The sequence below is a fragment of the Microbacterium ginsengisoli genome, assembly GCF_000956535.1.
GTDB lineage: Bacteria > Actinomycetota > Actinomycetes > Actinomycetales > Microbacteriaceae > Microbacterium > Microbacterium ginsengisoli.
Window position 1 is genome coordinate 37,720 of sequence record NZ_JYIY01000076.1, and the last position, 24,099, is coordinate 61,818.

At 68.1% G+C, this 24,099-nt stretch carries 24 protein-coding genes and 2 tRNA genes; 16 read left to right on the forward strand and 10 right to left on the reverse strand.

Annotation, left to right across the window (positions count from 1 at the left end):
• Positions 1-9 precede the first annotated feature (9 nt).
• The 8 genes from dnaA to RR49_RS09830 all read left to right on the forward strand — a co-directional run bounded on the left by dnaA (position 10) and on the right by RR49_RS09830 (position 10,508).
• On the forward strand, positions 10-1,299 hold the full coding sequence (gene dnaA / locus RR49_RS09795; protein WP_416361455.1) for a chromosomal replication initiator protein DnaA: 1,290 nt from the start codon (positions 10-12) through the stop codon (positions 1,297-1,299).
• A gap of 417 nt (positions 1,300-1,716) precedes the next feature.
• Complete coding sequence (gene dnaN, locus RR49_RS09800; RefSeq protein WP_045247908.1) at positions 1,717-2,865, forward strand: DNA polymerase III subunit beta; 1,149 nt, start codon at positions 1,717-1,719, stop codon at positions 2,863-2,865.
• A gap of 66 nt (positions 2,866-2,931) precedes the next feature.
• On the forward strand, positions 2,932-3,732 hold the full coding sequence (locus RR49_RS09805; RefSeq protein WP_048808964.1) for an alpha/beta fold hydrolase: 801 nt from the start codon (positions 2,932-2,934) through the stop codon (positions 3,730-3,732).
• Positions 3,714-4,868, forward strand: coding sequence for a DNA replication/repair protein RecF (gene recF, locus RR49_RS09810; RefSeq protein ID WP_045247909.1), 1,155 nt, complete (start codon positions 3,714-3,716; stop codon positions 4,866-4,868). Before RR49_RS09805 ends, recF begins: the two co-directional genes overlap by 19 nt.
• On the forward strand, positions 4,861-5,346 hold the full coding sequence (locus RR49_RS09815; protein WP_045247910.1) for a DciA family protein: 486 nt from the start codon (positions 4,861-4,863) through the stop codon (positions 5,344-5,346). The genes recF and RR49_RS09815 overlap by 8 nt, the downstream gene beginning before the upstream one ends.
• A 121-nt stretch (positions 5,347-5,467) precedes the next feature.
• Positions 5,468-7,504, forward strand: coding sequence for a DNA topoisomerase (ATP-hydrolyzing) subunit B (gene gyrB / locus RR49_RS09820; protein ID WP_045247911.1), 2,037 nt, complete (start codon positions 5,468-5,470; stop codon positions 7,502-7,504).
• A gap of 47 nt (positions 7,505-7,551) precedes the next feature.
• Complete coding sequence (gyrA, locus tag RR49_RS09825) at positions 7,552-10,101, forward strand: DNA gyrase subunit A (RefSeq protein WP_045247912.1); 2,550 nt, start codon at positions 7,552-7,554, stop codon at positions 10,099-10,101.
• A complete protein-coding gene (locus tag RR49_RS09830) occupies positions 10,098-10,508 on the forward strand; it encodes a DUF3566 domain-containing protein (RefSeq protein ID WP_045247913.1) in 411 nt (136 codons plus the stop codon). The genes gyrA and RR49_RS09830 overlap by 4 nt, the downstream gene beginning before the upstream one ends.
• A gap of 54 nt (positions 10,509-10,562) precedes the next feature.
• On the opposite strand, the gene RR49_RS09835 is transcribed toward RR49_RS09830, so the two are convergent.
• Entirely contained in the window at positions 10,563-11,282 is a 720-nt protein-coding gene (locus RR49_RS09835) for a VIT1/CCC1 transporter family protein (protein ID WP_045247914.1), read from the reverse strand.
• Between the two features lie 139 nt (positions 11,283-11,421).
• Between RR49_RS09835 and RR49_RS09840 the strand changes: the two genes are divergently transcribed.
• Both RR49_RS09840 and RR49_RS09845 read left to right on the forward strand, forming a co-directional pair.
• Positions 11,422-11,495 (forward strand) — tRNA-Ile (locus tag RR49_RS09840).
• A 13-nt stretch (positions 11,496-11,508) separates the two neighbouring features.
• Positions 11,509-11,581: transfer RNA gene (locus RR49_RS09845), tRNA-Ala, on the forward strand.
• A 55-nt stretch (positions 11,582-11,636) separates the two neighbouring features.
• On the opposite strand, the gene RR49_RS09850 is transcribed toward RR49_RS09845, so the two are convergent.
• From RR49_RS09850 to RR49_RS09865, 4 genes are all read right to left on the reverse strand, one after another.
• Positions 11,637-12,857 carry a hypothetical protein gene (locus RR49_RS09850; protein ID WP_045247915.1) on the reverse strand — a complete coding sequence of 407 codons (1,221 nt, stop codon included), beginning with the start codon at positions 12,855-12,857 and terminating at the stop codon, positions 11,637-11,639.
• Complete coding sequence (locus RR49_RS09855) at positions 12,857-13,174, reverse strand: hypothetical protein (protein WP_045247916.1); 318 nt, start codon at positions 13,172-13,174, stop codon at positions 12,857-12,859. The genes RR49_RS09850 and RR49_RS09855 overlap by 1 nt, the downstream gene beginning before the upstream one ends.
• Positions 13,174-13,548, reverse strand: a complete 375-nt coding sequence (locus RR49_RS09860) for a YbaB/EbfC family nucleoid-associated protein (RefSeq protein ID WP_045247917.1) — start codon at positions 13,546-13,548, stop codon at positions 13,174-13,176. Before RR49_RS09860 ends, RR49_RS09855 begins: the two co-directional genes overlap by 1 nt.
• Before the next feature lie 65 nt (positions 13,549-13,613).
• Positions 13,614-14,447, reverse strand: a complete 834-nt coding sequence (locus RR49_RS09865; protein WP_048808965.1) for a cytochrome c oxidase assembly protein — start codon at positions 14,445-14,447, stop codon at positions 13,614-13,616.
• 119 nt (positions 14,448-14,566) lie between these two features.
• On the opposite strand from RR49_RS09865, the gene RR49_RS09870 reads away from it, so the two are divergent.
• A complete protein-coding gene (locus tag RR49_RS09870; protein WP_045247918.1) occupies positions 14,567-14,992 on the forward strand; it encodes an NUDIX hydrolase in 426 nt (141 codons plus the stop codon).
• Between the two features lie 64 nt (positions 14,993-15,056).
• Here RR49_RS09870 and RR49_RS09875 read toward each other — a convergent pair whose 3' ends face one another.
• Positions 15,057-15,641 (reverse strand): hypothetical protein, encoded by a 585-nt coding sequence (locus RR49_RS09875; RefSeq protein WP_045247919.1) that lies wholly within the window; start codon positions 15,639-15,641, stop codon positions 15,057-15,059.
• 99 nt (positions 15,642-15,740) lie between these two features.
• Between RR49_RS09875 and RR49_RS09880 the strand changes: the two genes are divergently transcribed.
• Complete coding sequence (locus RR49_RS09880; RefSeq protein WP_045247920.1) at positions 15,741-16,298, forward strand: peptidylprolyl isomerase; 558 nt, start codon at positions 15,741-15,743, stop codon at positions 16,296-16,298.
• Positions 16,299-16,306: 8 nt separating this feature from the next.
• Positions 16,307-17,182 (forward strand): rhomboid family intramembrane serine protease, encoded by an 876-nt coding sequence (locus tag RR49_RS09885; protein ID WP_045247921.1) that lies wholly within the window; start codon positions 16,307-16,309, stop codon positions 17,180-17,182.
• 71 nt (positions 17,183-17,253) lie between these two features.
• Here RR49_RS09885 and RR49_RS09890 read toward each other — a convergent pair whose 3' ends face one another.
• Positions 17,254-17,490, reverse strand: coding sequence for a cell division protein CrgA (locus RR49_RS09890; protein WP_045247922.1), 237 nt, complete (start codon positions 17,488-17,490; stop codon positions 17,254-17,256).
• A 54-nt stretch (positions 17,491-17,544) separates the two neighbouring features.
• On the opposite strand from RR49_RS09890, the gene RR49_RS09895 reads away from it, so the two are divergent.
• Genes RR49_RS09895 through RR49_RS09905 form a run of 3 tightly spaced genes read left to right on the forward strand, consistent with a single transcriptional unit; the run spans position 17,545 to position 19,183 of the window.
• Complete coding sequence (locus RR49_RS09895) at positions 17,545-18,354, forward strand: class E sortase (RefSeq protein ID WP_235557456.1); 810 nt, start codon at positions 17,545-17,547, stop codon at positions 18,352-18,354.
• Positions 18,354-18,509: a hypothetical protein gene (locus RR49_RS15880; RefSeq protein ID WP_045247923.1), complete on the forward strand. Its 156-nt coding sequence runs from the start codon at positions 18,354-18,356 to the stop codon at positions 18,507-18,509. Before RR49_RS09895 ends, RR49_RS15880 begins: the two co-directional genes overlap by 1 nt.
• Positions 18,506-19,183 carry an anthranilate synthase component II gene (locus RR49_RS09905; RefSeq protein WP_045247924.1) on the forward strand — a complete coding sequence of 226 codons (678 nt, stop codon included), beginning with the start codon at positions 18,506-18,508 and terminating at the stop codon, positions 19,181-19,183. Before RR49_RS15880 ends, RR49_RS09905 begins: the two co-directional genes overlap by 4 nt.
• On the opposite strand, the gene pknB is transcribed toward RR49_RS09905, so the two are convergent.
• The 3 genes from pknB to RR49_RS09920 form a co-directional block, all read right to left on the reverse strand.
• On the reverse strand, positions 19,147-20,847 hold the full coding sequence (gene pknB / locus RR49_RS09910; RefSeq protein ID WP_045247925.1) for a Stk1 family PASTA domain-containing Ser/Thr kinase: 1,701 nt from the start codon (positions 20,845-20,847) through the stop codon (positions 19,147-19,149). The two genes, RR49_RS09905 and pknB, sit on opposite strands and share 37 nt — an antisense overlap.
• A gap of 61 nt (positions 20,848-20,908) precedes the next feature.
• On the reverse strand, positions 20,909-22,645 hold the full coding sequence (locus RR49_RS09915; RefSeq protein ID WP_045247926.1) for a protein kinase domain-containing protein: 1,737 nt from the start codon (positions 22,643-22,645) through the stop codon (positions 20,909-20,911).
• Positions 22,642-24,099, reverse strand: coding sequence for a peptidoglycan D,D-transpeptidase FtsI family protein (locus RR49_RS09920; RefSeq protein ID WP_045247927.1), 1,458 nt, complete (start codon positions 24,097-24,099; stop codon positions 22,642-22,644). Before RR49_RS09920 ends, RR49_RS09915 begins: the two co-directional genes overlap by 4 nt.

The window sequence follows — 24,099 nt, forward strand, 5'->3', positions numbered from 1 at the left end:
CAGGGGGTGATGGGCGGCACTCTCTATCTCGACGTGCCGAACGAACTCACGCAGGCTCAGTTCACGAAGCGTCTGCGCACGCCGATCATGGAGGCTCTCAGTGTCGCCTCGCCCGACGGTGAGGTGACCTCGTTCCGCGTGGTCGTGAATCCGGAACTGAGTGACGCGCACCTGAGCGCTCCGGCGCCGTCGTCGACGCCGTTGCCCGCTCCGCCCGTGCCCCTCGCCGATGACGTCGCCGACTCGCCGAGCACCCCGCTGCGCTCCGACACCCGACTGAACCCGAAGTACACGTTCGACCGGTTCGTCATCGGACAGTCCAACCGCTTCGCGCACGCCGCGGCGGTCGCCGTCGCCGAGGCGCCGGCGAAGGCCTACAACCCGCTCTTCGTCTACGGCGACTCCGGGCTCGGGAAGACTCATCTCCTCCACGCGATCGGCGACTACGCGCAGAGCCTCTATTCGGGCATCCGCGTGCGCTATGTGTCCAGCGAAGAGTTCACGAACGACTTCATCAACTCGATCGCCAACAACCGTGGCTCGGCGTTCCAGGCGCGCTACCGCGATGTCGACATCCTGTTGATCGACGACATCCAGTTCCTCCAGGGTCGCGCCGAGACGCAGGAGGCGTTCTTCCACACCTTCAATCAGCTGCACGACCACGACAAGCAGGTCGTGATCACGAGCGATGTGCCGCCCAAGCACCTCACCGGGTTCGAGGACCGCATGCGCAGCCGCTTCGAGTGGGGTCTGATCACCGACGTTCAGGCGCCCGATCTCGAAACCCGCATCGCCATCCTCCGGAAGAAGGCGCAGAACGAGCGACTCCACATCCCCGACGAGGTGCTGGAGTACATCGCGACAGTCGTGTCCACCAACATCCGTGAACTCGAGGGCGCGCTGATCCGGGTCTCCGCGTTCGCGAGCCTCAATCGGTCCTCGCTCGACATGTCGCTCGCACAGCAGGTACTGAGAGACATCGTCGACCAGGACGACGCGAATGTGATCTCGCCGACCGACATCATCACTGCGACCGCGCAGTACTTCAAGCTCTCGGTCGACGATCTCTACGGGTCGAGTCGCTCGCAGGCGGTCGCGACCGCACGGCAGATCGCGATGTACCTGTGCCGCGAGCGCACGAGCCTGTCGCTGCCGAAGATCGGCCAGCTCTTCGGCAATCGCGACCACACGACCGTCATGTACGCCTACAAGAAGATCAGCGACCTCATGAAGGAGCGTCGGTCGATCTACAACCAGGTGTCCGAGATCACGTCGCAGCTGGGGCGCAACGCGCGCTGATCCGATCGCACATCTCGGTGCGTCACTTCCCCCCTTGACACGGCACACAGGGAACGCCAAGATGCACTTTCCCCAGTGTGCATAACCTGTGGATAACTGTGGATCTCGACCCCGATCCTGTGGGCTCGATCGCGGTGCGCATGAGAACGCGTCGATCCTGACATCGACGCACCACATCGGCCTCCCCCGGCCACTCACAACTTCCACGCGTGTAGTTCCCCATGCAGGACAGGGATCCGCGGGGTTATCCACATTGTCCACAGGCGTTAACACCATCACTTAAGTCCTCTCTCCTTTCAGCCGTTCGATCACCCTTGCGAACAGATCGGGTGGGAGAACGTCCCGCGACACGGGTCATTCGCCTGCGCGAGACGCACCACTAGCATGGGAAGGCCCAACAAGGTCAAGGGAGCGCCCGTGAGGTTCCACGTCAGTCGAGACGTTTTCAGCGAAGCCGTGTCCTTCGTGGTCAAGCTGCTGCCTCAGCGCAATCCGCAGCCGATCCTCGCGGGCGTGCTGATCGAGGCATCCGATGCGGGTCTGTCGCTGTCGGCCTTCGACTACGAGGCCTCCGCGCGCACCACGATCGAGGCGACGGTCGATGAGCCGGGCACGATCCTGGTGCACGGGCGTCTTCTCTCCGACATCGCCAGTCGGCTGCCCAACGCTCCGATCCAGATCTCCGTCGACGACGACGGCATCGTGCTCACCTGCGGCTCGGCGCGTTTCACCCTCGCGTCCATGCCGGTGCAGGAGTACCCCGCGATCCCCGAGGTCACCGGCGAATCCGGCCTCGTGCAGGCGGAGGAATTCGCCACGGCGATCTCGCAGGTCGGCTTCGCCGCGTCGCGCGACGACGTGACGCCGGTGCTCACCGGCGTGCAGCTCGAGGTCAGCGGCACCGCACTCAGCCTGGTGGCCACCGACCGCTACCGGGTCGCGCTGCGGGAGATCCCGTGGGACGGCGGCACGGTCGCCGGCGACGAGACGACGACCGCGCTCGTGCCGGCGCGCACCCTGCAGGAGGTCGGCAAGACGTTCTCGCACGGGTCCGACATCTCCGTGCACTTCTCCGGGTCGGGCGACCGCGAGATCATCGCCTTCACCTCGGGCAACAAGACGGTGACGTCGCTGCTCATCAAGGGCAACTTCCCGCCGGTGCGCCGGCTGTTCCCCGAGCAGACGGATCACTACGCGGTCGTGAACACGGCCGAGCTCGCCGAGGCCGTCCGCCGCGTCGCACTCGTGCTCGACCGCTCGGCTCCGTTGCGCTTCACCTTCACGGTCGACGGCGTCTCGATGGATGCCTCGGGCACCGAGCAGGCACGCGCATCCGAGGCGGTCGATGCCACCCTGACCGGTGAGGATGTCACGCTCGGTTTGAACCCCCAGTACCTGCTCGAAGCGCTCGGTGCTGTCCGCAGCGAGTTCACCCGCATCACGTTCACGTCGAGCGAGAACCAGAACAAGCTGAGCCCGATCCTCATCACCCCGCAGACCTCGGTCGACAAGGGCGGTGCGGAGAGCTTCCGCTACCTGCTCCAGCCCAACCTGCTCCTGCGCTGACGCCCCAGCCCGAACCGCATAGGTCGGGGACGGCCCACATCCAGCTTGTCGGCCTACGGTGGCCGCATGCAGCTGGCCGTCGTGACGCAGGGTGATGGGCACCGCACGGCGATTCTCGTGCACGGCATCATGTCGGGCGCCGAGGCGTGGCACCGGGTGGCCGCAGATCTGGATGCCGCGGGCTACCGCGTCCTCGCGGTAGATCTGGCCGGTCACGGCTCCTCGCCTCGTGCGGCGCGGTACTCGGCGGCATCCTGGACCGATGATGTCGTGGAGACCGTCGCACCGCTCCTCGACGGGCCCCCCGATCTCGTGATGGGGCATTCCCTCGGCAGCGTCGTCGCCGGTGAGGTCGCGACCCGGCTGGGGGCGCGCAGCGCGATCTACGTGGATCCGGCCTTCGCATTCCCCCGAGGGGTCAAGGGGGCGGCCTTCAAAGCTGCCTTTGCGATGGCACCGCGGCCGAGCCGCCGTATGCTCGCGCGGATGAACCCGAAGTGGAGCGAGGTCGACCTCGAGATCGAGGTGTCGACCGTGGCCCGCTGGGACCGTCGCACGATCCTCGCCTTCGTTCGCACCGCGTGGCTGAGACCGCCGCGGCACCTCGGCATCCCGACTCTGGTGGTGCTCGCAGAGAAGAGCCTGCTGATCACCGACCGCGCGCGCTCCGCTCTCGTGGAACGGGGCATGATCGTGCTCCGCCTCGGGGGTACCGGGCACACCGTGTTCCGCGACGACCACGGGGCCTTCATGCGCACGATCACCGAGTGGCTCGCCCAGGTGCCCGGTCCGCGGCTGCGGGCCGCGCGAGCCCGACCGTCGTCGCACCCCGTCGGTAGGCTGGGCGGGTGTTCGTGGAGCAGCTGAGTCTCGTCGACTTCCGCAACTACGCGCACGCGGATCTCGCGCTCGAGCGCGGTCCCAACCTTTTCGTCGGGCGCAACGGACAGGGCAAGACGAACCTCGCGGAGGCGATCGCCTATCTCGCCACCCTCGGGTCGCACCGGGTGGCGCTCGATGCTCCGCTGGTGCGTCGTGGACAGGATGCCGCGATCGTGCGCGCACGCATCGGGCACGGAGAGCGGCGGCTCATCGTCGAGCTGCAGATCAACCGTCAGGGCGGTAACAAGGCTCGGGTCGGCGGGTCGCCGGTGCGTCCGGGTGAGCTGCCGCGCTACGCGCACGTCGTGCTCTTCGCTCCGGAGGACCTGCAGATCGTCCGTGGCGACCCTTCCGCGCGTCGCCGGTTCGCCGATCAGCTGCTCGTGCAGCGCCACCCGCGGATGTCTGCCGTGCTGGGCGACTACGACCGGGTGCTGCGCCAGCGCAACACCCTGCTGAAGTCGGCGCGGGCGCGCGGGGTGCAGGGTTCGGGGCTCGCCACGCTCGACGTGTGGGACGACAAGCTCATCGAGCTCGGCGCACAGATCATCGACGCACGCCAGGGGTTGGCCGTCGACATCGCGGGTCCGCTGGCGAGCGCCTACGCCTCGATCGCGGGCGCGGACCACGACCCCAGCGTCCGTTGGGTGCGCTCCATCGACGGAGGTGATCCCGAGGAGGACGAATCGGCCTCGGAGGTGGCCGCGGCATCCGACACCGCGACGGCGTTCCGTCAGGCCCTGACCGCGCGACGCTCGATCGAGCTCGACCGGGGGTTGACTCTCGTCGGTCCACACCGCGACGATCTGCTGGTGAGCGTGCGCGGACTCCCGGTGAAGGGCTACGCGTCGCACGGCGAATCGTGGTCGGCGGCGCTGTCGCTCCGTCTCGCCTCCGCCGCGCTCCTGCGGGAAGAGCGTTCCACGGGGGATCCCGTGCTCATCCTCGACGATGTGTTCGCCGAGCTCGACGCCGACCGTCGCACCCGGCTCGCTGGCGTCATCCACGATTTCGAGCAGGTGATCGTGACGGCGGCTGTGGAGGCCGATGTGCCTGCGGCGCTCCGAGGGCGCACGGTGCGCATCGACAGCGGTCAGATCGTCGGGGTCAGCGATGGATGAACCGGGTGTTCCGGAGACCGTCGCGACCTATCGGCGACTGCGCGGTCTCGAGCCGTCGCCGCGAGCGAAACGGCGCGGCCGTCGGCCCGTGGTCGACGACGAGGATGCCCCGTTCGCGCCCGGTCGCGACCCGAAGGGCCTCGGCGATGTGGTCGACGCGCTGACGCGCGATGCCGGGTGGACCGGGGCGCTCGCCCGAGAGGACATCATCCTCCAGTGGCGGGAGGTCGCCGGCGCCGAGACCGCGCAGCACACACGACCACTCTCGCTCGACGACGGCCGATTGACCGTCGAGTGCGACTCGACCGCGTGGGCGAAGCAGCTCACGCTGATGCGCGCACAGATCGTCAGCGAGATCACACGACGGTTCCCGGACGCGGGCGTCGACGCAGTGCGCTTCATCGGACCCGACGTCCCCTCGTGGAAATGGGGCCCCAGAACGGTTCCAGGGCGCGGCCCTCGCGATACCTACGGCTGAGGCACGTCCGTCGGTGGCTCGGATCATTTCATCCCGCCATACGGGCGTACAGGGCCCGCGAAACCGCTCGGCGCGGTAGACTGGACCGGTATCGCCGACCTATCCGGAGCGCTCGAAACCTATGACGTCTGAAAACCCTGCCAGCGGACCCGAGAATTCCGAGAAGAAGGCTCCCGCGTCCACGCCGGGTGAGTACGGCGCCGATGCCATTCAGGTGCTCGAAGGCCTCGAGGCGGTGCGCAAGCGCCCCGGCATGTACATCGGATCGACCGGTCCCCGCGGCCTCCACCACCTCGTCTACGAGATCGTCGACAACTCGGTCGACGAAGCCCTCGCCGGCTACTGCGACACGATCGACGTGACGATCCTCGCGGACGGTGCGGTGCGCGTGATCGACAACGGGCGCGGCATCCCCGTCGACATCCACAAGACCGAGGGAAAGTCGACCGTCGAGGTCGTGCTCACCGTGCTGCACGCGGGCGGCAAGTTCGGCGGCGGCGGCTACGCCGTATCGGGTGGTCTCCACGGCGTCGGCTCCTCGGTGGTGAACGCGCTCTCCACACGTCTCGAGGTCGAGGTCAAGCGTCAGGGCCACGTCTGGCGGCAGTCGTACACGTCCGGCGGCGCCCCGGTCGCCCCCCTCGCGAAGGGCGAGGAGACCGACGAGACCGGCACCACCATCACCTTCTGGCCCGACCCCGAGATCTTCGAGACGGTCGTGTTCGACTACGACACGCTGCGCACGCGCTTCCAGCAGATGGCCTTCCTCAACAAGGGGCTCACCATCGCCCTCCGTGACGAGCGTGCCGACGAGGCGTACGAAGAGGATGTCGACGGCTCCCCGGTCATCCGTCAGCCCAGCGACGTCTATCTGTACGAGCGCGGACTCGTCGATTACGTGCAGTACCTCAACTCGGTGCGCAAGATCGAAGCGGTCAACGACGAGATCATCGACTTCGACTCGGAGGACACCGAGAAGAAGATCGCCCTCGAGATCGCGATGCAGTGGACCACCTCGTACACCGAGAACGTGTTCACCTACGCGAACACCATCAACACGCACGAGGGCGGAACGCACGAAGAGGGCTTCCGCGCCGCGCTCACCACGCTCGTCAACAAGTACGCGCGCGCCCAGGGCCTGCTCAAGGAGAAGGACGACAACCTCTCGGGCGACGACGTGCGCGAGGGCCTGACCGCCGTCATCTCGGTGAAGCTCTCCGAGCCGCAGTTCGAGGGACAGACCAAGACGAAGCTCGGCAACACAGAGGCCAAGGCGTTCGTGCAGAAGGTCGTCGGCGACCAGCTCGGCGACTGGTTCGACCGCAACCCGGCACAGGCGAAGAACATCGTGCGCAAGGCGATCGACGCCGCGACCGCGCGCATCGCCGCGCGCAAGGCCCGCGAGACGGCCCGGCGCAAGAGCGTGTTCGAGTCCGCGTCGATGCCGGAGAAGCTGAAGGACTGCACGAGCAAGGACCCCTCGATCAGTGAGATCTTCCTCGTCGAGGGAAACTCCGCCGGCGGTTCGGCGGTGCAGGGGCGCAACCCGCACACGCAGGCGATCCTGGCGCTGCGCGGCAAGGTGCTCAACGTCGAGCGCGCACGACTCGACCGTGCGCTCGGCAACAAGGAGATCACCGAGATGATCCAGGCCTTCGGCACGGGCATCGGTGAGGACTTCGACATCACGAAGGCCCGTTATCACAAGATCGTGCTGATGGCCGATGCCGACGTCGACGGTCAGCACATCACGACGCTGCTGCTCACTCTGCTCTTCCGCTACATGCGCGGACTCATCGAGGCCGGTTACGTCTACCTCGCCCAGCCCCCGCTGTACCGCCTGAAGTGGTCGAACTCCGACCACCAGTACGTCTACAGCGACCGTGAGCGCGATGCGCTGCTGGCCGACGGCATCGCGAGCGGAAAGCGCATCCCGAAGGACAACGGCATCCAGCGATACAAGGGTCTGGGCGAGATGAACCCGAAGGAGCTGTGGGAGACGACGATGGACCCGGTCACCCGCACGCTGCTGCAGGTGACCATCGAGGACGCGGCGGCCGCCGACGAGATCTTCTCGACCCTCATGGGAGAGGACGTCGAATCCCGCCGCTCCTTCATCCAGCGCAACGCCAAGGACGTGCGATTCCTCGATATCTGAGGCCCACCACCCCGCGCCCCGGATCACACGAACGAGATTGAACGACTATGACTGACGACGTCCGGCCCGACGAGGCATCCGAGCACAACCACGGCAGGATCGACCAGGTCGACCTGCAGTCGGAGATGCAGCGCAGCTACCTCGACTATGCGATGAGCGTCATCGTCGGGCGCGCGCTTCCCGACGTGCGCGACGGCCTCAAGCCCGTGCACCGACGCGTGATCTACGGCATGTACGACGGTGGCTTCCGCCCCGACAAGTCGTACTCCAAGTGCGCCCGCGTGGTCGGCGAGGTGATGGGCCAGTACCACCCGCACGGCGATGCCCCCATCTATGACGCCCTCGTGCGACTCGTGCAGCCGTGGTCGCTGCGCTACCCGCTCGCGCTCGGTCAGGGCAACTTCGGCTCCGCCGGGAACCTCGAGGCGGCCGCCCCTCGCTACACCGAGACCAAGATGGCTCCGCTCGCCCTCGAGATGGTGCGCGACATCGAAGAGGAGACCGTCGACTTCCAGGACAACTACGACGGTCAGACGCAGGAGCCGAAGGTCCTCACGGCCCGGTTCCCGAATCTGCTCGTCAACGGCTCCGTCGGCATCGCAGTGGGCATGGCCACGAACATCCCGCCGCACAACCTGCGCGAGGTGGCCGACGGTGTGCTGTGGGCGCTCGAGCACCCCGAGGCATCCGCTCACGAGCTGCAGGACGCCCTGATCGCCCGCATCAAGGGGCCGGACTTCCCCACGTCGGCGCAGATCCTCGGCACCCGCGGCATCATCGAGGCCTACCGCACGGGTCGTGGCTCGATCACGATGCGCGCCGTCGTCAACGTCGAGGAGATCCAGGGCCGCACGTGCCTGGTCGTCACCGAGCTGCCGTACCAGGTCAACCCCGACAACGTCGCGATCAAGATCCGCGACCTCGCCCGTGACGGCAAAATCGCCGGCATCGCCGACATCCGCGACGAGTCGAGCGAGCGCACGGGTCAGCGCCTGGTCATCGTGCTCAAGCGCGACGCCGTCGCGAAGGTCGTGCTCAACAACCTGTACAAGCACACGCAGCTGCAGGACAACTTCGGCGCCAACATGCTCGCGATCGTCGACGGCGTACCGCGCACCCTGTCGATCGACGGCTTCGTCAGCCACTGGATCGACCACCAGCTCGACGTGATCGTGCGTCGCACCCAGTTCCGCCTGCGCAAGGCGGAGGAGCGCATGCACATCCTGCGCGGCTACCTCAAGGCGCTCGACGCGCTCGACGAGGTCATCGCGCTCATCCGCCGGTCTACCACCGTCGACGACGCGCGTGAAGGACTGAAGACGCTCCTCGACATCGACGACGTGCAGGCCGACGCGATCCTCACGATGCAGCTGCGGCGCCTGGCGGCGCTCGAGCGTCAGAAGATCATGGATGAGGCATCCGCCCTCGAGGAGCAGATCACCGACTACAAGGGCATCCTCGCGAGCCCCGAGCGCCAGCGCACGATCGTGCGCGACGAGCTGAGTGAGATCGTCGAGAAGTTCGGCGACGAGCGTCGCACCGAGATCCTGTTCGGCTTCGACGGCGACATGTCCATCGAGGACCTCATCCCCGAGGAGGAGATGGTCGTCACGATCACCCGTGACGGATACATCAAGCGCACCCGCAGCGACAACTACCGCTCGCAGCACCGCGGCGGCAAGGGTGTGAAGGGCGCGCAGCTGCGCGCGGACGACGTCGTCGAGCACTTCTTCGTGACGACCACGCACCACTGGCTGCTGTTCTTCACCACCAAGGGCCGGGTGTACCGGGCCAAGGGCTATGAAGTGCCCGAGGCCGGACGCGATGCGAAGGGTCAGCACGTCGCGAACCTGCTCGCCCTGCAGCCGGACGAGCAGGTGGCGCAGATCCTCGACATCCGCGACTACGCGACCTCGCCCTATCTCGTGCTGGCCACGCGGTCGGGCCTCGTGAAGAAGACGCGACTCGGTGAGTACGACACCAACCGTCAGGGCGGCGTCATCGCGATCAAGCTGCGCGAGGGCGACGAGGTGACGAGCGCGCTGCTCGTCGACGAGTCCGACGATGTGCTGCTGATCTCGCGGCACGGCATGTCTCTGCGCTTCACCGCGACCGACGACGCACTGCGTCCGATGGGTCGCTCCACCGAAGGTGTGAAGGGCATGGCCTTCCGCGGGGATGACAGTCTGCTGTCGGCGTCGGTCGTCCACGACGAAGGATTCGTGTTCGTCGTCACCGAAGGCGGCTACGCGAAGCGCACCGACGTGGATCAGTACCGGGTGCAGAGCCGCGGTGGACTCGGCATCAAGGTGGCCAAGCTCCACGACGACCGAGGCGACCTCGCCGGCGGCCTCATCGTGGGCGAGGACGACGAGGTTCTCGTGGTTCTCGCAAGTGGCAAGGTGGTACGCTCTGCCGTGGCCGAGGTCCCGGCGAAGGGACGCGACACGATGGGAGTCGTGTTCGCCCGGCCCGACGACGACGATCGCATCCTCGCGATCGCTCGCAACGGCGAGCGAGGTCTCGCCGAGACATCCGATGCCCCGGCCGAGTCCGACGGCGTCGACGTAGGTACTGAGGAGAACACTGAGGCATGAGCACCGTAGCGGACAAGCTCGCGAAGAAGTCCAGCAGCTCGAAGGGCGCCAGCACCAAGCAGGTGCGGCTGCGTCTGGTCTACGTCGACTTCTGGACGGCTGTGAAGCTCTCCTTCCTCGCCGCGGTGGCGCTCGCGATCGTGACGGTCGTCGCCTATGTCGTGGTTTACGCCGCCGTCGCGGCGACCGGTGTGCTCTCGAAGGCCGACGAGTTCACGTCGTCGATCTCGGGCGGCACGTTCATCCTCAGCCACACGATCGGCCTGCCGCAGGTGCTCGCCTTCGCCGCGGTCGTCGCCATCATCAACCTCATCGTGGTGACGGTGCTCGGCGCCGTCGTCGCGGGAATCTACAACTTCGCCGTCAAGGTGACCGGCGGACTGCTGGTCGGGTTCACCTCGAACTGACCGACGGTATGACGAAGGGCCCCGCCGTACGGCAGGGCCCTTCGTCATACCGTCTCAGACGATGCCGGCGGTGCCGAGCAGGTGACCGATCAGGTAGGTGACCACGAGTGCGAGCGCGCCACCGATCACCAGGCGCAGCGCCGCCTTGCGGCGGCCGCTGCCGCCGAGCTTCGCGGAGATCGTTCCGGTCAGCGCCAGCGCGATGATCACCACGACGAACGTGATCGGCACACGCAGGCCCGGGGGCGGCAGGAGGATCGCCAGAAGCGGAAGGATCGCGCCGGCCGTGAACGCGATCGCCGAGGAGAACGCGGCCTGCCACGGGCTGACCAGGTCATCCTGGTCGATGCCGAGCTCGACCTCGAGGTGCGCCGCGAGGGCATCGTGAGCGGTGAGCTCGGCCGCCACCTTCTCTGCGGTCTCCCGCGAGATCCCGCGCTGCTGATAGAGCTGGGTGAGCTCTTCGAGCTCCTCCTCGGGCATCTCGAGCAGCTCGCGCTTCTCCTTCTCGATGAGCGCCCGCTCGCTGTCGCGCTGACTGCTCACCGACACGTACTCCCCGAGGGCCATCGACACGGCGCCACCGACGAGGCCGGCGATGCCGGCCGTCAGCAGAGCGGGCACATCGGTCGTCGCACCGGCGACACCGACGACGAGGGACGCGACGGACACGATGCCGTCGTTCGCGCCGAGCACACCGGCGCGCAGCCAGTTGAGACGCTGGCTCACACCACCGTTGTGCGGCTCGGCGTGCTCCGTGGATTCCTGGGTCATGCGTCCAGTAAATCGACCCGGATCGGGCCTCGGCAACGAAGGCATGGCTTGCCTGCGCCGTGAGCATCGGCGACGTCGAATTCGTGAAATGAGGAGGCGTCGGGTAAAGTCTTGGAGGTTGACGGCCGAGCCGTCGCACGGGGCTATAGCTCAGGCGGTTAGAGCGCTTCACTGATAATGAAGAGGTCCCAGGTTCAAGTCCTGGTAGCCCCACTCTTCTCCCTCCGGGGCCTTAGCTCAGCTGGTAGAGCGCCTGCTTTGCAAGCAGGATGTCAGGAGTTCGAATCTCCTAGGCTCCACAACACAACGACGGCCGGTCCCGAAGGACCGGCCGTTCGACGTTCCGATGCGAACTCAGTCGTCGTCGTCCGAGACGATACGTACGCCCCGTCGCTTTCCCCCGCGTTGCGGGGCGGCCGATCTCTGATCGGACATCGGACCCGCTCCGGCGACGCCGGGATGCATCATCCGCGCGGCCGCCGCACCGGCGGCCGTCGTGCCGGCGACGGTTCCGGCGGGATCCGTTCCCGCCGAGGTCGATCCCACGAGGCCCGCGGCGGAGATGCCCGTGCTCGTCGGCGCACCGGCCGATGCGATCGAGAAGCCCGCTCCTCCGGATACCCCTCCACCCATCGAGCCGTCGACGGTGAGTGCGGCGACCCCCGTCGCCGAGCCCGGGGCGCCGATGCCGGTCATCCCGGCGTCGATGCGCGTGCGGTCGAGGTCTGCAGCGCCGCCCGCGAGGGTGAGTCGGTCATAGCCCGTGGATCCGAGCTGCGTCGCGGCCGCGGCATCCACGGTCCCGCCGGCGGTCACGACCGTCGCTGCAGGCGAGTTGCCGGCCAGCGTCGCGATGAGCGACGACGTGCTGTCGAACAGGGACCGCATCTGCTGCACGAAGCCGACGAGCGACTTCACCGACCGCAGCACCTGCACGATGGGCTTCGCGACCTTGTTGACCATCTCGTTGACGCGCGTGACGACCCGGGCGATCGCGTAGCCCATTCCGAGTCCGAAGGATGCCGCCACCACCGCCATGGCTTCGATCGCCGTGGCGAGCACCTTCGAGATCGCCGACTTCACGACGCTCTGCATACGCGCCACGAGACCTGAGGCTGTCGTCAGTCCGCTCGAGACCGAATCCGCCCAATCGCCGGAAGCGGTCAACTGACGCGACGTCTCTTGCGCGAACCGCAGATACGCGATCACCGTCGCTCCCGACAGCCCCTCGAGATCGCTCGTCCGCGCGGCGAGCGTCGACCCGGCGCTGCGCATCGACGCACCCGCGCTCGTCCACTGGGACGCGACGCCGCTGACACTCGCCTCGCTCCCGGCGAGCTGTTCCAGCCAGGACTTGAGCGGGCCGAGAAGGTTGATCACCCACCCGAGTCCGGCGCTCGCGATCGTTCCGATCGGATCGGCCGCGGCGGCGGCAGCGCTGCTGAGGGTGTCGAAGAACGCGATGCCGCCATCGAGCCAGTTGCCGTTCTGGATCGCGGTCGACAACGCCCGGCCGTCCTCGAGAAGGCGAGTACCCGCGTAGGGGGCGGCGAGCGTCTGTGCAGAAGGGGTCATCAGTCCATCGCCCTCTCGAGATCATGCAGTGTCGTGACGATGTCGGCCTCGAGCTGCTCCCACTGCTGAGCCGTGCCCCGCAGCTGCCCTGCCGTGCGCAGCAGCAATGACTCGTTCGTACCGAACATGCCCGTGGCCGCTGCGGTCATCGCGAGCGAGGGAGGCACGAGGAACGCGCACAGGATGCCGAACGCGTCCGAGGCGAGATCGCCCCCGCGCAGTGCGCCGATCGCCCGGGTCACGTCGTCGGCGAGAGATTCGACGAGCGCGGCGTGATGCCTCAGCCTGTCGAAGTCGAGCGCGATCTCGTCGCCCATCACGTCGTCCTCTCCACGGGGGGCGCGGATGCCGCGGCGCGAAGCTCGCTGACGATCGGGTCGTCGTCACCGAGCAACCGGGACACGCGCCGCAGCGCCTTCTCCTGCACGTCGTCCTGGGCGACCGCGATCACCGCGAGGATCTCCTGGGTGAGCCGTCGCGCACCGCGCGCAACGGCCTGATCGCCGAGGCGGAGGCCGGTCACCCGACCGGTGGCATCCACCTCGACGAACACGTCCTTGGCGGCCGAGTACGCGCTGCCGCGCACCTCCGCCATCGCGGCCTGGAAGGCCGGCATCTTGTCAGCGCGCTCCTGGGTCAGGCGGGCATCCGCCTCGACCTGCGCGATCGTCTCCTCCGCATCGGGCAACACAGCGCCACGCTAGCCACGCGTCGCCGACGCGCGAGGGGGTTTTCCACAACCCGATGAACGCCGGGTCAGGCGCTCTCGGCGCGGCCCCCGCGCAGGTGCTCCTGGGTCAGACGCTCGTACTCGTCGTCGTCGAGCTCGTCGTACTGGGTGGCCTCGCGTCGATCGCTGCGCATCCATCGCAGGAGCAGGATGACGAGCACCGGCACGTCTGCGACCTCGGCGATGAACCACAGCATGTCACCTGCGAGGTGCTGGTCGTGCAAGGGGTTCGGCCACCACCCGAGCGAGGAGGTCGTGGTGGCCGCGGCATCCACCACCGAGTCGTTGAGTCGCAGCAGGATGCCGGGCACCGAGTCGATGAGCAGCTCGACGAAGGCCAGCAGGAACTCGATGGTGATGAACAGACCGGTGTGCACCGCGGAGAGCGCAGCCATCGGCAGGACCAGAACCACCCCGACAATCGGGACGATCACCCCCAGGAGGGCATCGGTCAGCGGGTTCGAGCGCAGGGCACCGGCGAGAGGCGTGAGGAAGACGCAGAAGATCGCGGCGACGAAGACGGTCGCGAACATCGCATTTCCGAACAGGCGCACGAGCCGCGAGGCGAGGAGTCGAGCGATGCGCGCCGCGCCGGTCGGGCCGGTCGCCGCCTCGGCGAGCTCGAGAGGGCGGCCCACCACCACTCCGGCCGGAACCACGAAGATCAGCAGTGCGATGCGGGTCGTGAATGCCCAGCGAAGCTCGCCGGAATAGACGCCGAGGAATCCGAGCTCCACGACCGCGTACGAGCCGAGGCCCAGACCGAAGAACAGCAGCGTGCGCGTCAGCGGCCACTCCACCCCGCGGCGGCCTGCGGCTCTCACGCCCCAGAGATAGCTTGCGCCCGCGACGAGCAGCACGACGATCGTGAGGGGATCGGCGCGCCAAGTGGTGAGGAAGGTGGCGATGTCAGGCGTGCCGGTCAGTGTACGCCCGTCCGCCCAGCCCGCCCCGAGAGCACGGGTCGTAGGCTTCGGACATGGACATCCGGGTCGCCGCGTACGCCGTCATCACCGATGCGGAGGGGAGGGTGCTCCTCGCCCACTGGAACGAAGGCGGCCGGAGCGGATGGACGATGCCGGGCGGGGGCATCGACCCCGGAGAGGACCCGATCGACGCCGCTCGCCGCGAGGTGGACGAGGAGACCGGCTACGAGGCCCGCATCGGCGCGCTGCTCGGCATCGATTCGCAGGTGATCCCGGCGGGAAAGCGGTTCCCGGGAGCGGCGTCACCCCTTCACGCGCTGAGGATCATCTACCGCGCGGAGACCGTGGGAGGCGCGCTACGCAACGAGGCCGACGGCTCGACGGACGAGGCGCGGTGGTTCTCGCTCACCGAGGTCGCTGCCCTGCGCCGGGTGAGCCTGGTCGACATCTCGCTACGCTTCGCCGGCCTCATCGACTGACCACCACGCGCGCGAAGGGGGCGGGAGGATGTCGACATCCTCCCGCCCCCTCAATGTTCGCGACTCAGGCGTCGGGCGCGCGCAGCGGGTCGTCCGCGACCCACAGCTCGTCGTCGGCGCGCAGGGTCTGCCACGCGGCGTAGAGCACACCGATGGCAGCGGCCGCACCGAGGATGATGGCGATCACCCCGCCCGCGCCGATGCCCTTGCGCTGCGGCTCGAGCGCCGCGAGCTTGGCGGACAGCTTCTTCGTCGCCTTCTTGCTGTAGCCGGCGGCGCGCTTCTGGAACAGCGCCGCATCGGGAAGCTCGAGGCCACGGCCCGCGGCGATGCGGCCACGTGTGTCGTTCGCGGCATCCCATACCGACAGAGCACCACCGACGAGAGCACCGGCCGCCGGCACGACGGCGTCACTCAGCACGCGCTTGGACGCCTTCACCCCACGGTCGACGTAGGGAGCCGCATAGGTCTCGTACCCCTGCTGCACGGCCGGAACCACGTGCTCACGGTTGTAGTTGCCGAGCTGCCGGCCGGCCTCGCGGGCGGCGCCGGCAGCCTCGCCGAGCACGACCTGCTGGGCTTCCCACAGCTTGTTCACCTGGTTCTGGAGCTTGCGCAGCTCCTTCTTGCGCTTGCGGGTGAGACTCACGAGCGGACCCCCTTTTCGATGGGATGGGTACCGCCCATATTGCCAGAATCGGGCGCCGCGGCCGGGCGGGGTTGCAGGGAACTCTGTGAGAATGTACGCATGGCTCTTCACACGGCAGTCGCCACCATCCACACGAACCACGGCGACATCCTCGTCAACCTCTTCGGGGACCACGCCCCGCGCACGGTGCAGAACTTCACCGGCCTCTCGGACGGCTCGCAGGCCTGGACCAACCCGGCGACGGGTCAGCCGGGAGAGGGCGCCCTGTACAAGGACGTCATCTTCCACCGCATCATCCCCGGCTTCATGATCCAGGGCGGTGATCCGCTCGGACAGGGCATCGGCGGGCCCGGCTACCAGTTCGACGACGAGATCCACCCCGAGCTGACCTTCCAGAAGCCGTACCTCCTCGCGATGGCGAACGCCGGACTCCGCCGGAACGCCATCACGGGCAAGGCCGAGGGAACGAACGGCTCGCAGTTCTTCATCACGACCGACCCGACGCCGTGGCTGCAGGGCAAGCACTCGATCTTCGGCGAGGTCGCCGACGACGCCTCGCGCGCCGTGGTCGATGCCATCGCCGCGGTGCCGACCGCTGCGGGCGACCGTCCGGTCGAGCCGGTGGTCATCGAGTCGATCGACATCGTCGCGGCCTGACCACAGCGGTGACCAGCGCCGACTTCGCGCGCAATCGCGAGAACTTCTGCTACCGGCATCCCGACCGGCAGAGCTTCGTGCTCTGCCAGCGGTGCCTGCGCACGATCTGCCCCGAATGCCAGACCCAGGCGGCCGTCGGCGTCATCTGTCCCGAGTGCATCGCGCAGCAGCGCCGTGACCAGACTCCCGCCCAGGCCCGAGCGCAGCGCCGCTGGGGCCGGGCGGGAGGGTCGACCTCCGTTGCGCTGCGCGGACAGCCGGTGGTGACCTACGCGATCATCGCCATCACGGCCGTCTTCTATGTGATCCAGCAGATCATCCCGGCCTCGACGCAGTGGTTCGTCTTCTACGCGCCCGCGCTCTACCCGTCGCTTCTGGGCACGTTCGAACCCTGGCGACTGGTGACCGGCGCACTGGTGCACAGCAGCATCCTGCACATCGGGCTCAACATGCTCTCGCTCTGGATGATCGGTCGCATCATGGAGCCGTTGCTCGGGAGGGGCCGCTTCCTCGCGCTCTACCTGATCAGTGCGCTCGGCGGCTGGGTGGCAGTGACCCTGCTCGCCTTCCCGACTCCCGTGCTCGGGGCATCGGGTGCGATCTTCGGGCTCTTCGGCGCGCTGGTCATCATCGCCCGCCACCTCGGTGCCCAGATCACGGGGATCCTCGTCGTGCTCGCGGTGAACCTGGTGATCGGGTTCGTGCCCGGGTTCGGAATCTCGTGGCAGACGCACCTCGGCGGACTCGTCGCGGGCGCCGTCGTCGGCCTCGTGTTCGCGCGGACGCGTCGTCGGGACCAGCGGGTGCGTCAGATCGTGCTGCTGACCGTGGTCACGGTCGCGCTGTTCGCGCTGATGCTGATCCCGCTCGCGATCTACGGCTGATCGCCGGAGTTTTCCACAGCGTCATCCACAGGTGGGGATGAATGACAGCGGTGTAATTCGGATGCCGCGGCTCAGCGCCAGCGGGTCGTCATGAGGAACCCGACGAAGGCGATGCCGAAGCCGATGACGAGGTTCCACGCGCCGAGGTTCGGGATCGGGAACTGCGAACCGCTGAGGTAGAACACGAGCACCCAGGCGAGGCCGAGGAGCATGAGACCGATCATGATCGGCTTGAACCACGCGGGGTTCGGGGCGGGCTCACCCGAGGTGGCTGCGGGTCGCTGGTCGTCCGTGCGCTTGGATGCCATGCGGCACAGTCTATCGGGGGGATGCTTCAGCTCCGCGGAACGTACAATCCGAGTGTGACCGAACCCGAACCGCCGCTGCGTCGCCATCGTCGCGCCGTCGCGTCGTCGTCGGAGACGTCGGCCTCACCGCAGGCTCCCCGCCGCCACCGCGTGAGCGTGATCGGTGTCATCGGGGAGATCCTCATCACGGCCGGAGTGCTGGCGCTCCTCTACGTGTCCTGGCAGATGTGGTGGGGCGACTCCATCATCGGGGCCCAGCAGAACTCGGTCGGAAACTCCCTCTCGCAGCAGTGGCAGACCGAGGCGACAACCGAACCCTCGCCGTCTCCCACGACCAGCGGCGAGCCCGTGACCGCGGCGCCGCCCGATCTTCCGCAGCCCGCGAACGCGCAGATCTTCGCCACCATGCACATCCCCCGCTTCGGCTCGGACTACAACGTGGCGATCGCCGGCGGAGTGACACGGCAGGGAACACTCGACCCGATCGGCATCGGGCACTACCCGGGGACGCAGATGCCGGGGCAGGAAGGGAACTTCGCCCTCGCGGCGCACCGCACGACGTTCGGCGCCCCCTTCCACCGCATCGCCGATCTCCACGTCGGTGACGCGATCGTCGTCGAGACCCCCGACGGCTGGTACACCTACCGATTCCGGACGCTCGAATACGTGAAGCCGACCGCCGTCGACGTGCTGCTACCGGTGCCGCAGGTGCCGGATGTCCCCGCCTCCGGCCGGTACATGACGATGACCAGCTGCAGCCCCATGTACTCGGCGGACGAGCGCATCGTCGCCTACAGCGTGTTCGAGTCCTTCACCCCGCGCTCGGCAGGACCGCCGGCGTCCCTCACGGAGGTGTCCCCCTGATGTACGGAGCTCTCTGGCGCATCCTGCCCGGCCCCTGGTGGGTTCGGGTCATCATCCTCGTCGTGCTCGCGGCGGCCGTGCTCTACGGCCTCGTGTTCTGGGCGTTCCCCTTCATCGCCTCGATCACCAGCAATCAAGACGTCACGGTGGGATGACCGCACGCGTCGTCGTCCTCGATAACCGCGACAGTTTCGTCCACACCCTCGTCGGGTATCTGCGCGAGCTCGGGGCGCAGGTCGACGTGAGCGACGCGACCCATCTCGCGACGGCCGATGTCGAGGCGCTCGTGCAGCGCGCCGACGCGGTCGTGATCTCGCCGGGCCCCGGCCGGCCCGAGGACGCTCGGGCCTCGCTCGCGGCCGTTGCGCTGGCGATGAGCCGGGACATCCCTCTGCTCGGTGTCTGCCTCGGCCATCAGGTGATCGCCGTGGCCCTCGGCGGGCGCGTCGAGGAGGCGCCGGAACTGCGCCACGGGATGACGTCGCGCATCGAGCACGACGCGAGCGGCGTGCTGGCGCGGATGCCTCGTCCCGCGATCGTCGGACGCTACCATTCGCTGGCTGTCGTCGAGGAGGCGCTCCCCGACGAGCTGCGGGTCACCGCGCGCACGTCGAGCGGAACCGTCATGGCGATCACCCATCGCACTGCGCGGGTCGACGGTGTGCAGTTCCATCCCGAGAGCGTGCTCACCGAGGGCGGATATCTGCTGCTGGGCACCTGGCTCGAATCCGTGGGGATTCCGGATGGCGCGACGCGCGGATCCGCCCTCTCCCCGCACCGGGGTGTGTTGGCTCAGCCGACGCAGACCGTGAGCGTGACCGTCGACTGAATCGGCACCTCGCCGGGCGCGACCGACATCACCTTCACCGTGGGCGGCTTGCTCGCCGTGCAGGTCTGATCATTGGTCTGCGCAGGGGTCAAGCCGAGCTTCTGCAACTGGGACTCCGCGGCGGAGACCGTGAAGCCGGTCAGGTCGGGGAGAGCGACTTTTCCGGTCGCCACCACGAGTGCGATCGACGTGCCGGCCGGGACGTTGGTGCCCGCCGCGCTGCTCGCGGACAGCACCGTCCCGGACTTCGCCGTCGGATCGTCCTGCTGGGTCACCGCGCCGAGAGCGAGGCCGGCGTTCGTGAGTACGGAGGTGGCGGCATCCTGGGAAAGGCCCTGCAGCGTCGGCACGGGAACCATGGGCACACCCGTCGACACGTAGACCACGACGGTCGCTCCCTGCGCACTCACGGTGCCCGCGGCGGGATCGGTGCGGATGACATTGCCGGACGCGACCGTCGTGCTCGCTTCGGCGCGCTGCTGCACGGTGAAGCCCGCTTCGCTGAGCGTGCCGCTCGCCTTCGTGAAGGCCACCTGCGCGACGTCGGGCACCGTGTGGGGCGGGGCTTCGGCGCCGGCGCCGGCTCGGGCCGCGATCACCCAGGCGAGCACGGCGATCAGCACGACCGCCGCGATCGCGGTTCCGATCCAGATCCAGAGGGTGGTCGGTGCGGGCGAGGTCCTCGTCGTCGCGCGGGTCGTCGACAGGCGCCGCAGCGACTGCGCCGTGGCCGTCGCCTCGCGGGTGCTCGGCGCGAACAGCACGTCGGAGACCTCGGTGGGCGTCGGAGCGGGCGGTTCGTCGGACGCGACCCCCCGGAGCGCGGAGGCGAGCGCGCCGCGGAAGGCCGCGGCATCCGGGAATCTGTCGAAGGGATCCTTCGCGAGAGCCCGGGAGACGACGGCGTCGATGATGGGCGGCACGTCATCGCGCTCATCGCTCGGCGCGGCCGGTGCCTCGCTCACGTGCTGGTACGCGACGGCGACCGGAGTGTCGCCCCGGAACGGCGGATGCCCGGTGAGCAGTTCGAACAGCACGACGCCCGCCGAGTAGAGATCTGCGCGGGCGTCGACCGTCTCGCCCTTGGCCTGCTCGGGCGAGAAGTACGAGGCCGTGCCGAGGATCTGCGTCGTCTCGGCCACCGTCGAGGACCCGTCGGAGACGGCGCGGGCGATGCCGAAGTCCATCACCTTCACCTGACCGGTCGGCGTCACCATGACATTGCCCGGCTTGATGTCCCGGTGGATGACGCCAGCGCGATGGGAGTACTGCAGAGCCTCGAGGATGCCGTCGGTGATGCGCACGGCGTCTTCGACGGAGAGCGGCTCGTCGCCGATGAGATCCTTCACGAGCGTGCCGCGAACGAGCTCCATGACGATGTACGGCTCCGGCACCACGGTGCCGTCGGGAAAGGTCGTCGTCGTCTCCCCCGCGTCGTACACCCGCACGATCGTCGGATGGGACATCCTCGATGCCGACTGCGCCTCGAGACGGAACCTCGTGCGGAAGCCGTCGTCAGACGCCAGTTCGCGGGCGAGGAGCTTGATGGCCACCTCGCGCCCGAGGGTCACGTCGTAGCCGCGGTAGACGCTCGCCATGCCGCCGCGTCCGATGAGCTCGTCGAGGCGGTAGCGCCCGTCGAGCACGCGTGGTTCGTCGCTCACATCACTCCTTGGTCCTCGGCAAGCCTAGGCCTGCCGAGGACCGACCCCATGGAGGGGGTGTTCAGGGAGTGGTCGCGCTAGGTGTCGGGGTGGACGCGCCGACGATCGTCGCCTCCACCTGGGGCGCCTGCGGCGTGGTCTGCTGCGTCTGCCCGGTCCCACCGCTGCAGGTCGCCGTGTAGGTGACTCCGACGCGGTTGCCGGATGCACCGGTGACCTGAATCTGCGCGGTGGTCGTGTTCGCGTCGACCGTGAGCGTCTGAGTTCCGTTCGCGAACACCGCGTTCTGGACGATCTGCACCGTGTAGCTCGAGACCGACCCCGTGCCGCTCGGGCACGTGTAGGCGCTCCACTTCACCGTGACGGTGCTTCCCGCCGGAACCTGCGTCACCGGCACACCGGCGATCTCATAGGTCACGCCTGCGGACGGGGCCGGGAGCGACTGCACCGCGCCGTAACAGGTGATCGTGATCGTGGATCCGGCCGGCACGTTGCCACTGCTCGGCGACGTCGATGCGACCGTGTTCACCTTGTCGCTCGACGGTGCTGCCGGCGGGTTCGCCCCGGTCGCGGGGGTGAGGCCGGCACTCGTGGCCTTCGAGAAGGCCTCGGTGCAGGTCATTCCGACGAGGTTGAGGCTCGCAATGCTCACCGGGGTGGCCGACTCGGACGGCGTCGGGCTGTTCGACGGGGTCGAACTCGACACGCTCGGCGTCGAGGGCGGCGCCGAATCGCCCCGGTTCGCGAACAGGGCGATCAACGTGCCGCCGAGGACGATCACCAGCAGGGCGATGAGCGCGATCAGGGGCCATGTCCACGGGCTGCGCTTGCGCTTCTGCTCCGTGGCTGCCACCGGAGCCGCCGCGAGCAGCTGCGTCGCCGCTGCCGTCGCGGGCGATGTGCCCAGCAGCTGGGTGGCGGCATCGGTCGCGAGGAACCCACCGGCGATCGCGGGCACGGCCGCCGCGGCCGCGGCGACGTCCCCGCGACGCAGCGCGGTCGCCGCGCGGGCCACGGTCGCCGCAGAGCCGGGGCGGTCCTCCGGCTTCTTGGCGATCATCGCCATGACGAAGTTCTGCACCGGCTCGGCGACCGTCGGAGGCAGCGGCGGCGGCTGCTCGTTGATCTGCGCCATCGCGATCGCGACCTGCGACTCGCCCGTGAACGGGCGCTTTCCGGCGAGGCTCTCGTAGGCCACGATGCCGAGCGAATAGATGTCGGTCGACGGGGTCGCGGGGTGACCCGACGCCTGCTCGGGCGAGAGGTACTGCACCGTGCCCATGACCTGACCGGTGGCGGTCAACGGCACCTGGTCGGCGATGCGCGCGATGCCGAAGTCGGTGATCTTCACCCGGCCGTCCGGCGTGATGAGGAGGTTGCCGGGCTTGATGTCGCGGTGCACGAGACCGGCGGCATGAGCCGCCTGCAACGCGGACGCCGTCTGCGCGACGATGTCGAGCGTCTTGTCCGTCGAGAGCGACCCCTCGCGCTCGAGGATCGTGGAGAGCGCCTCACCGGGCACGAGCTCCATCACGAGGAAGGCGCTGCCGTTCTCCTCGCCGTAGTCGAAGACGCTCGCAATGCCCTCGTGGTTCACGAGTGCGGCATGGCGCGCTTCCGCGCGGAACCGCTCGAGGAACCCGGGGTCCCCCATGTACTCGTCCTTGAGGATCTTGATCGCGACCGTGCGGCCGATCACATGGTCGGTCGCCTCCCAGACCTCGCCCATGCCGCCGATGGCGATCCTGGACTCGAGCTCGTAGCGTCCCCCGAACATCGCACCCTGCGTAGGTCTCATTTGCCCAGCACCGCCTCCATGACCTTCTTTGCGATGGGCGCCGCGAGCGAATTGCCGCTGCCCGATTGTCCTCGTCCCCCGCCGTTCTCGACGACCACGGCGACGGCCACCTTCGGGTTCTCTGCGGGCGCGAAGCCGGTGAACCACAGCGTGTACGGGTCGGTGGGACCGTTCTGCGCCGTGCCGGTCTTACCGCCCACACTGACGCCGTCTATTCTTGCATTCGTCGCGATTCCGCTGCTGACGTTGGCGACCATCATCTGCACCATCTCCGCATCCAATGTCGAGTCGAGTGCCTGTCCGAACTGCTCGTTGCCGAAGGTCTGCTGAACCGACAGGTCGGACCCGATCACCTGGTCCACCATGCGCGGCTTCATCACGACGCCACCGTTCGCGATGCCCGCCGACACCATCGCCATCTGCAGCGGGGTCGCGCGCACATCGCCCTGGCCGAAGCCGCTCAGGGCGGCGCGCGTGTCGCTGAGGTTGCTCGGGTAGACCGAGGCGGTGCTGGTGATCGGCAGATCGAAGCTCGTGTTGAAGCCGTACTTCTCGGCCTCCTTGCGGATGGTCTCGCCGCCGAGCTGCGCGGCGAGCTCCGCCATCGGGATGTTGCAGCTCAGCCGGAGGGCGTCGGCGATCGAGACCTGGTCGCCCGGACCGCAGGTGCCTCCGGTGTCGTTGCTGATCGAGGTCGAGGTGCCCGGCAGCGTGTAGCTGGCGACGTTGGGGAGCAGGGACTGCGGCGTGTAGTTTCCCGTGGCGAGAGCGGCGGACGCCGTGACGAGCTTGAACGTCGAGCCGGGCGGGTTGAGGTTGCCGCCGATCGCCCGGTTGTAGAGCGGGTTCGTCGCCTGTGCGACGAGTTGGTCGTAGGTCGTGTTCACCTGGGTCGCGTCGTGGCCGGCCAGCGAGTTGGTGTCGTAGCTGGGGCTCGTGACCATCGCCAGGATGCGTCCGGTCGAGGGTTCGATCGCGACCACAGCGCCCTGCAGGGACCCGAGTGCGTCGTAGGCGGCCTTCTGCACGCTCGCGTCGAGGGTGAGCACCACGTTCGATCCGCGCGCGGGCTTGCCGGAGATGATCTGCTCGAGACGCGCGAGGAACTGCGACCCGCCGGTGCCGCTCAGGTCCTGGTTCATCGCGTTCTCGATGCCGGTCGATGACCCGAGCACGGGGTTGAAGTATCCGGTCACCGGAGCCCACATCTGCGGGTCGACATACTGGCGCTGCCAGCTGTAGACATCGCTCGACGGCACCGATGAGGCGATGGCCGTGCCGCTCGCGATGATCGCGCCGCGCTCGATCGAGTAGGAGTCGTAGAGGCTGCGGCGGTCGGCGGGATTCGCCGCGAGGTTCTGGGCCTGCGCGACCTGGATGATGCTCGTCGAGCCGAAGAGAACGAGGAACATGGCGAGCAGCACGATGCTGATGCGCCGGAGCTCTTTGGTCAT

What these genes read in the sequence shown, in the direction of transcription:
- gyrA (WP_045247912.1), top strand. Translation starts at nt 7,552, where the DNA reads ATGACTGACGACGTCCGGCCCGACGAGGCATCCGAGCACAACCACGGC.
- RR49_RS09905 (WP_045247924.1), top strand. Translation starts at nt 18,506, where the DNA reads ATGACCGCACGCGTCGTCGTCCTCGATAACCGCGACAGTTTCGTCCAC.
- RR49_RS15880 (WP_045247923.1), top strand. Translation starts at nt 18,354, where the DNA reads ATGTACGGAGCTCTCTGGCGCATCCTGCCCGGCCCCTGGTGGGTTCGG.
- RR49_RS09920 (WP_045247927.1), bottom strand. Translation starts at nt 24,099, where the DNA reads ATGACCAAAGAGCTCCGGCGCATCAGCATCGTGCTGCTCGCCATGTTC.
- RR49_RS09880 (WP_045247920.1), top strand. Translation starts at nt 15,741, where the DNA reads ATGGCTCTTCACACGGCAGTCGCCACCATCCACACGAACCACGGCGAC.
- RR49_RS09850 (WP_045247915.1), bottom strand. Translation starts at nt 12,857, where the DNA reads ATGACCCCTTCTGCACAGACGCTCGCCGCCCCCTACGCGGGTACTCGC.
- RR49_RS09815 (WP_045247910.1), top strand. Translation starts at nt 4,861, where the DNA reads ATGGATGAACCGGGTGTTCCGGAGACCGTCGCGACCTATCGGCGACTG.
- RR49_RS09870 (WP_045247918.1), top strand. Translation starts at nt 14,567, where the DNA reads ATGGACATCCGGGTCGCCGCGTACGCCGTCATCACCGATGCGGAGGGG.
- dnaA (WP_416361455.1), top strand. Translation starts at nt 10, where the DNA reads ATGGGCGGCACTCTCTATCTCGACGTGCCGAACGAACTCACGCAGGCT.
- RR49_RS09830 (WP_045247913.1), top strand. Translation starts at nt 10,098, where the DNA reads ATGAGCACCGTAGCGGACAAGCTCGCGAAGAAGTCCAGCAGCTCGAAG.
- RR49_RS09890 (WP_045247922.1), bottom strand. Translation starts at nt 17,490, where the DNA reads ATGGCATCCAAGCGCACGGACGACCAGCGACCCGCAGCCACCTCGGGT.
- RR49_RS09805 (WP_048808964.1), top strand. Translation starts at nt 2,932, where the DNA reads ATGCAGCTGGCCGTCGTGACGCAGGGTGATGGGCACCGCACGGCGATT.
- RR49_RS09915 (WP_045247926.1), bottom strand. Translation starts at nt 22,645, where the DNA reads ATGAGACCTACGCAGGGTGCGATGTTCGGGGGACGCTACGAGCTCGAG.
- gyrB (WP_045247911.1), top strand. Translation starts at nt 5,468, where the DNA reads ATGACGTCTGAAAACCCTGCCAGCGGACCCGAGAATTCCGAGAAGAAG.
- RR49_RS09855 (WP_045247916.1), bottom strand. Translation starts at nt 13,174, where the DNA reads ATGGGCGACGAGATCGCGCTCGACTTCGACAGGCTGAGGCATCACGCC.
- RR49_RS09835 (WP_045247914.1), bottom strand. Translation starts at nt 11,282, where the DNA reads ATGACCCAGGAATCCACGGAGCACGCCGAGCCGCACAACGGTGGTGTG.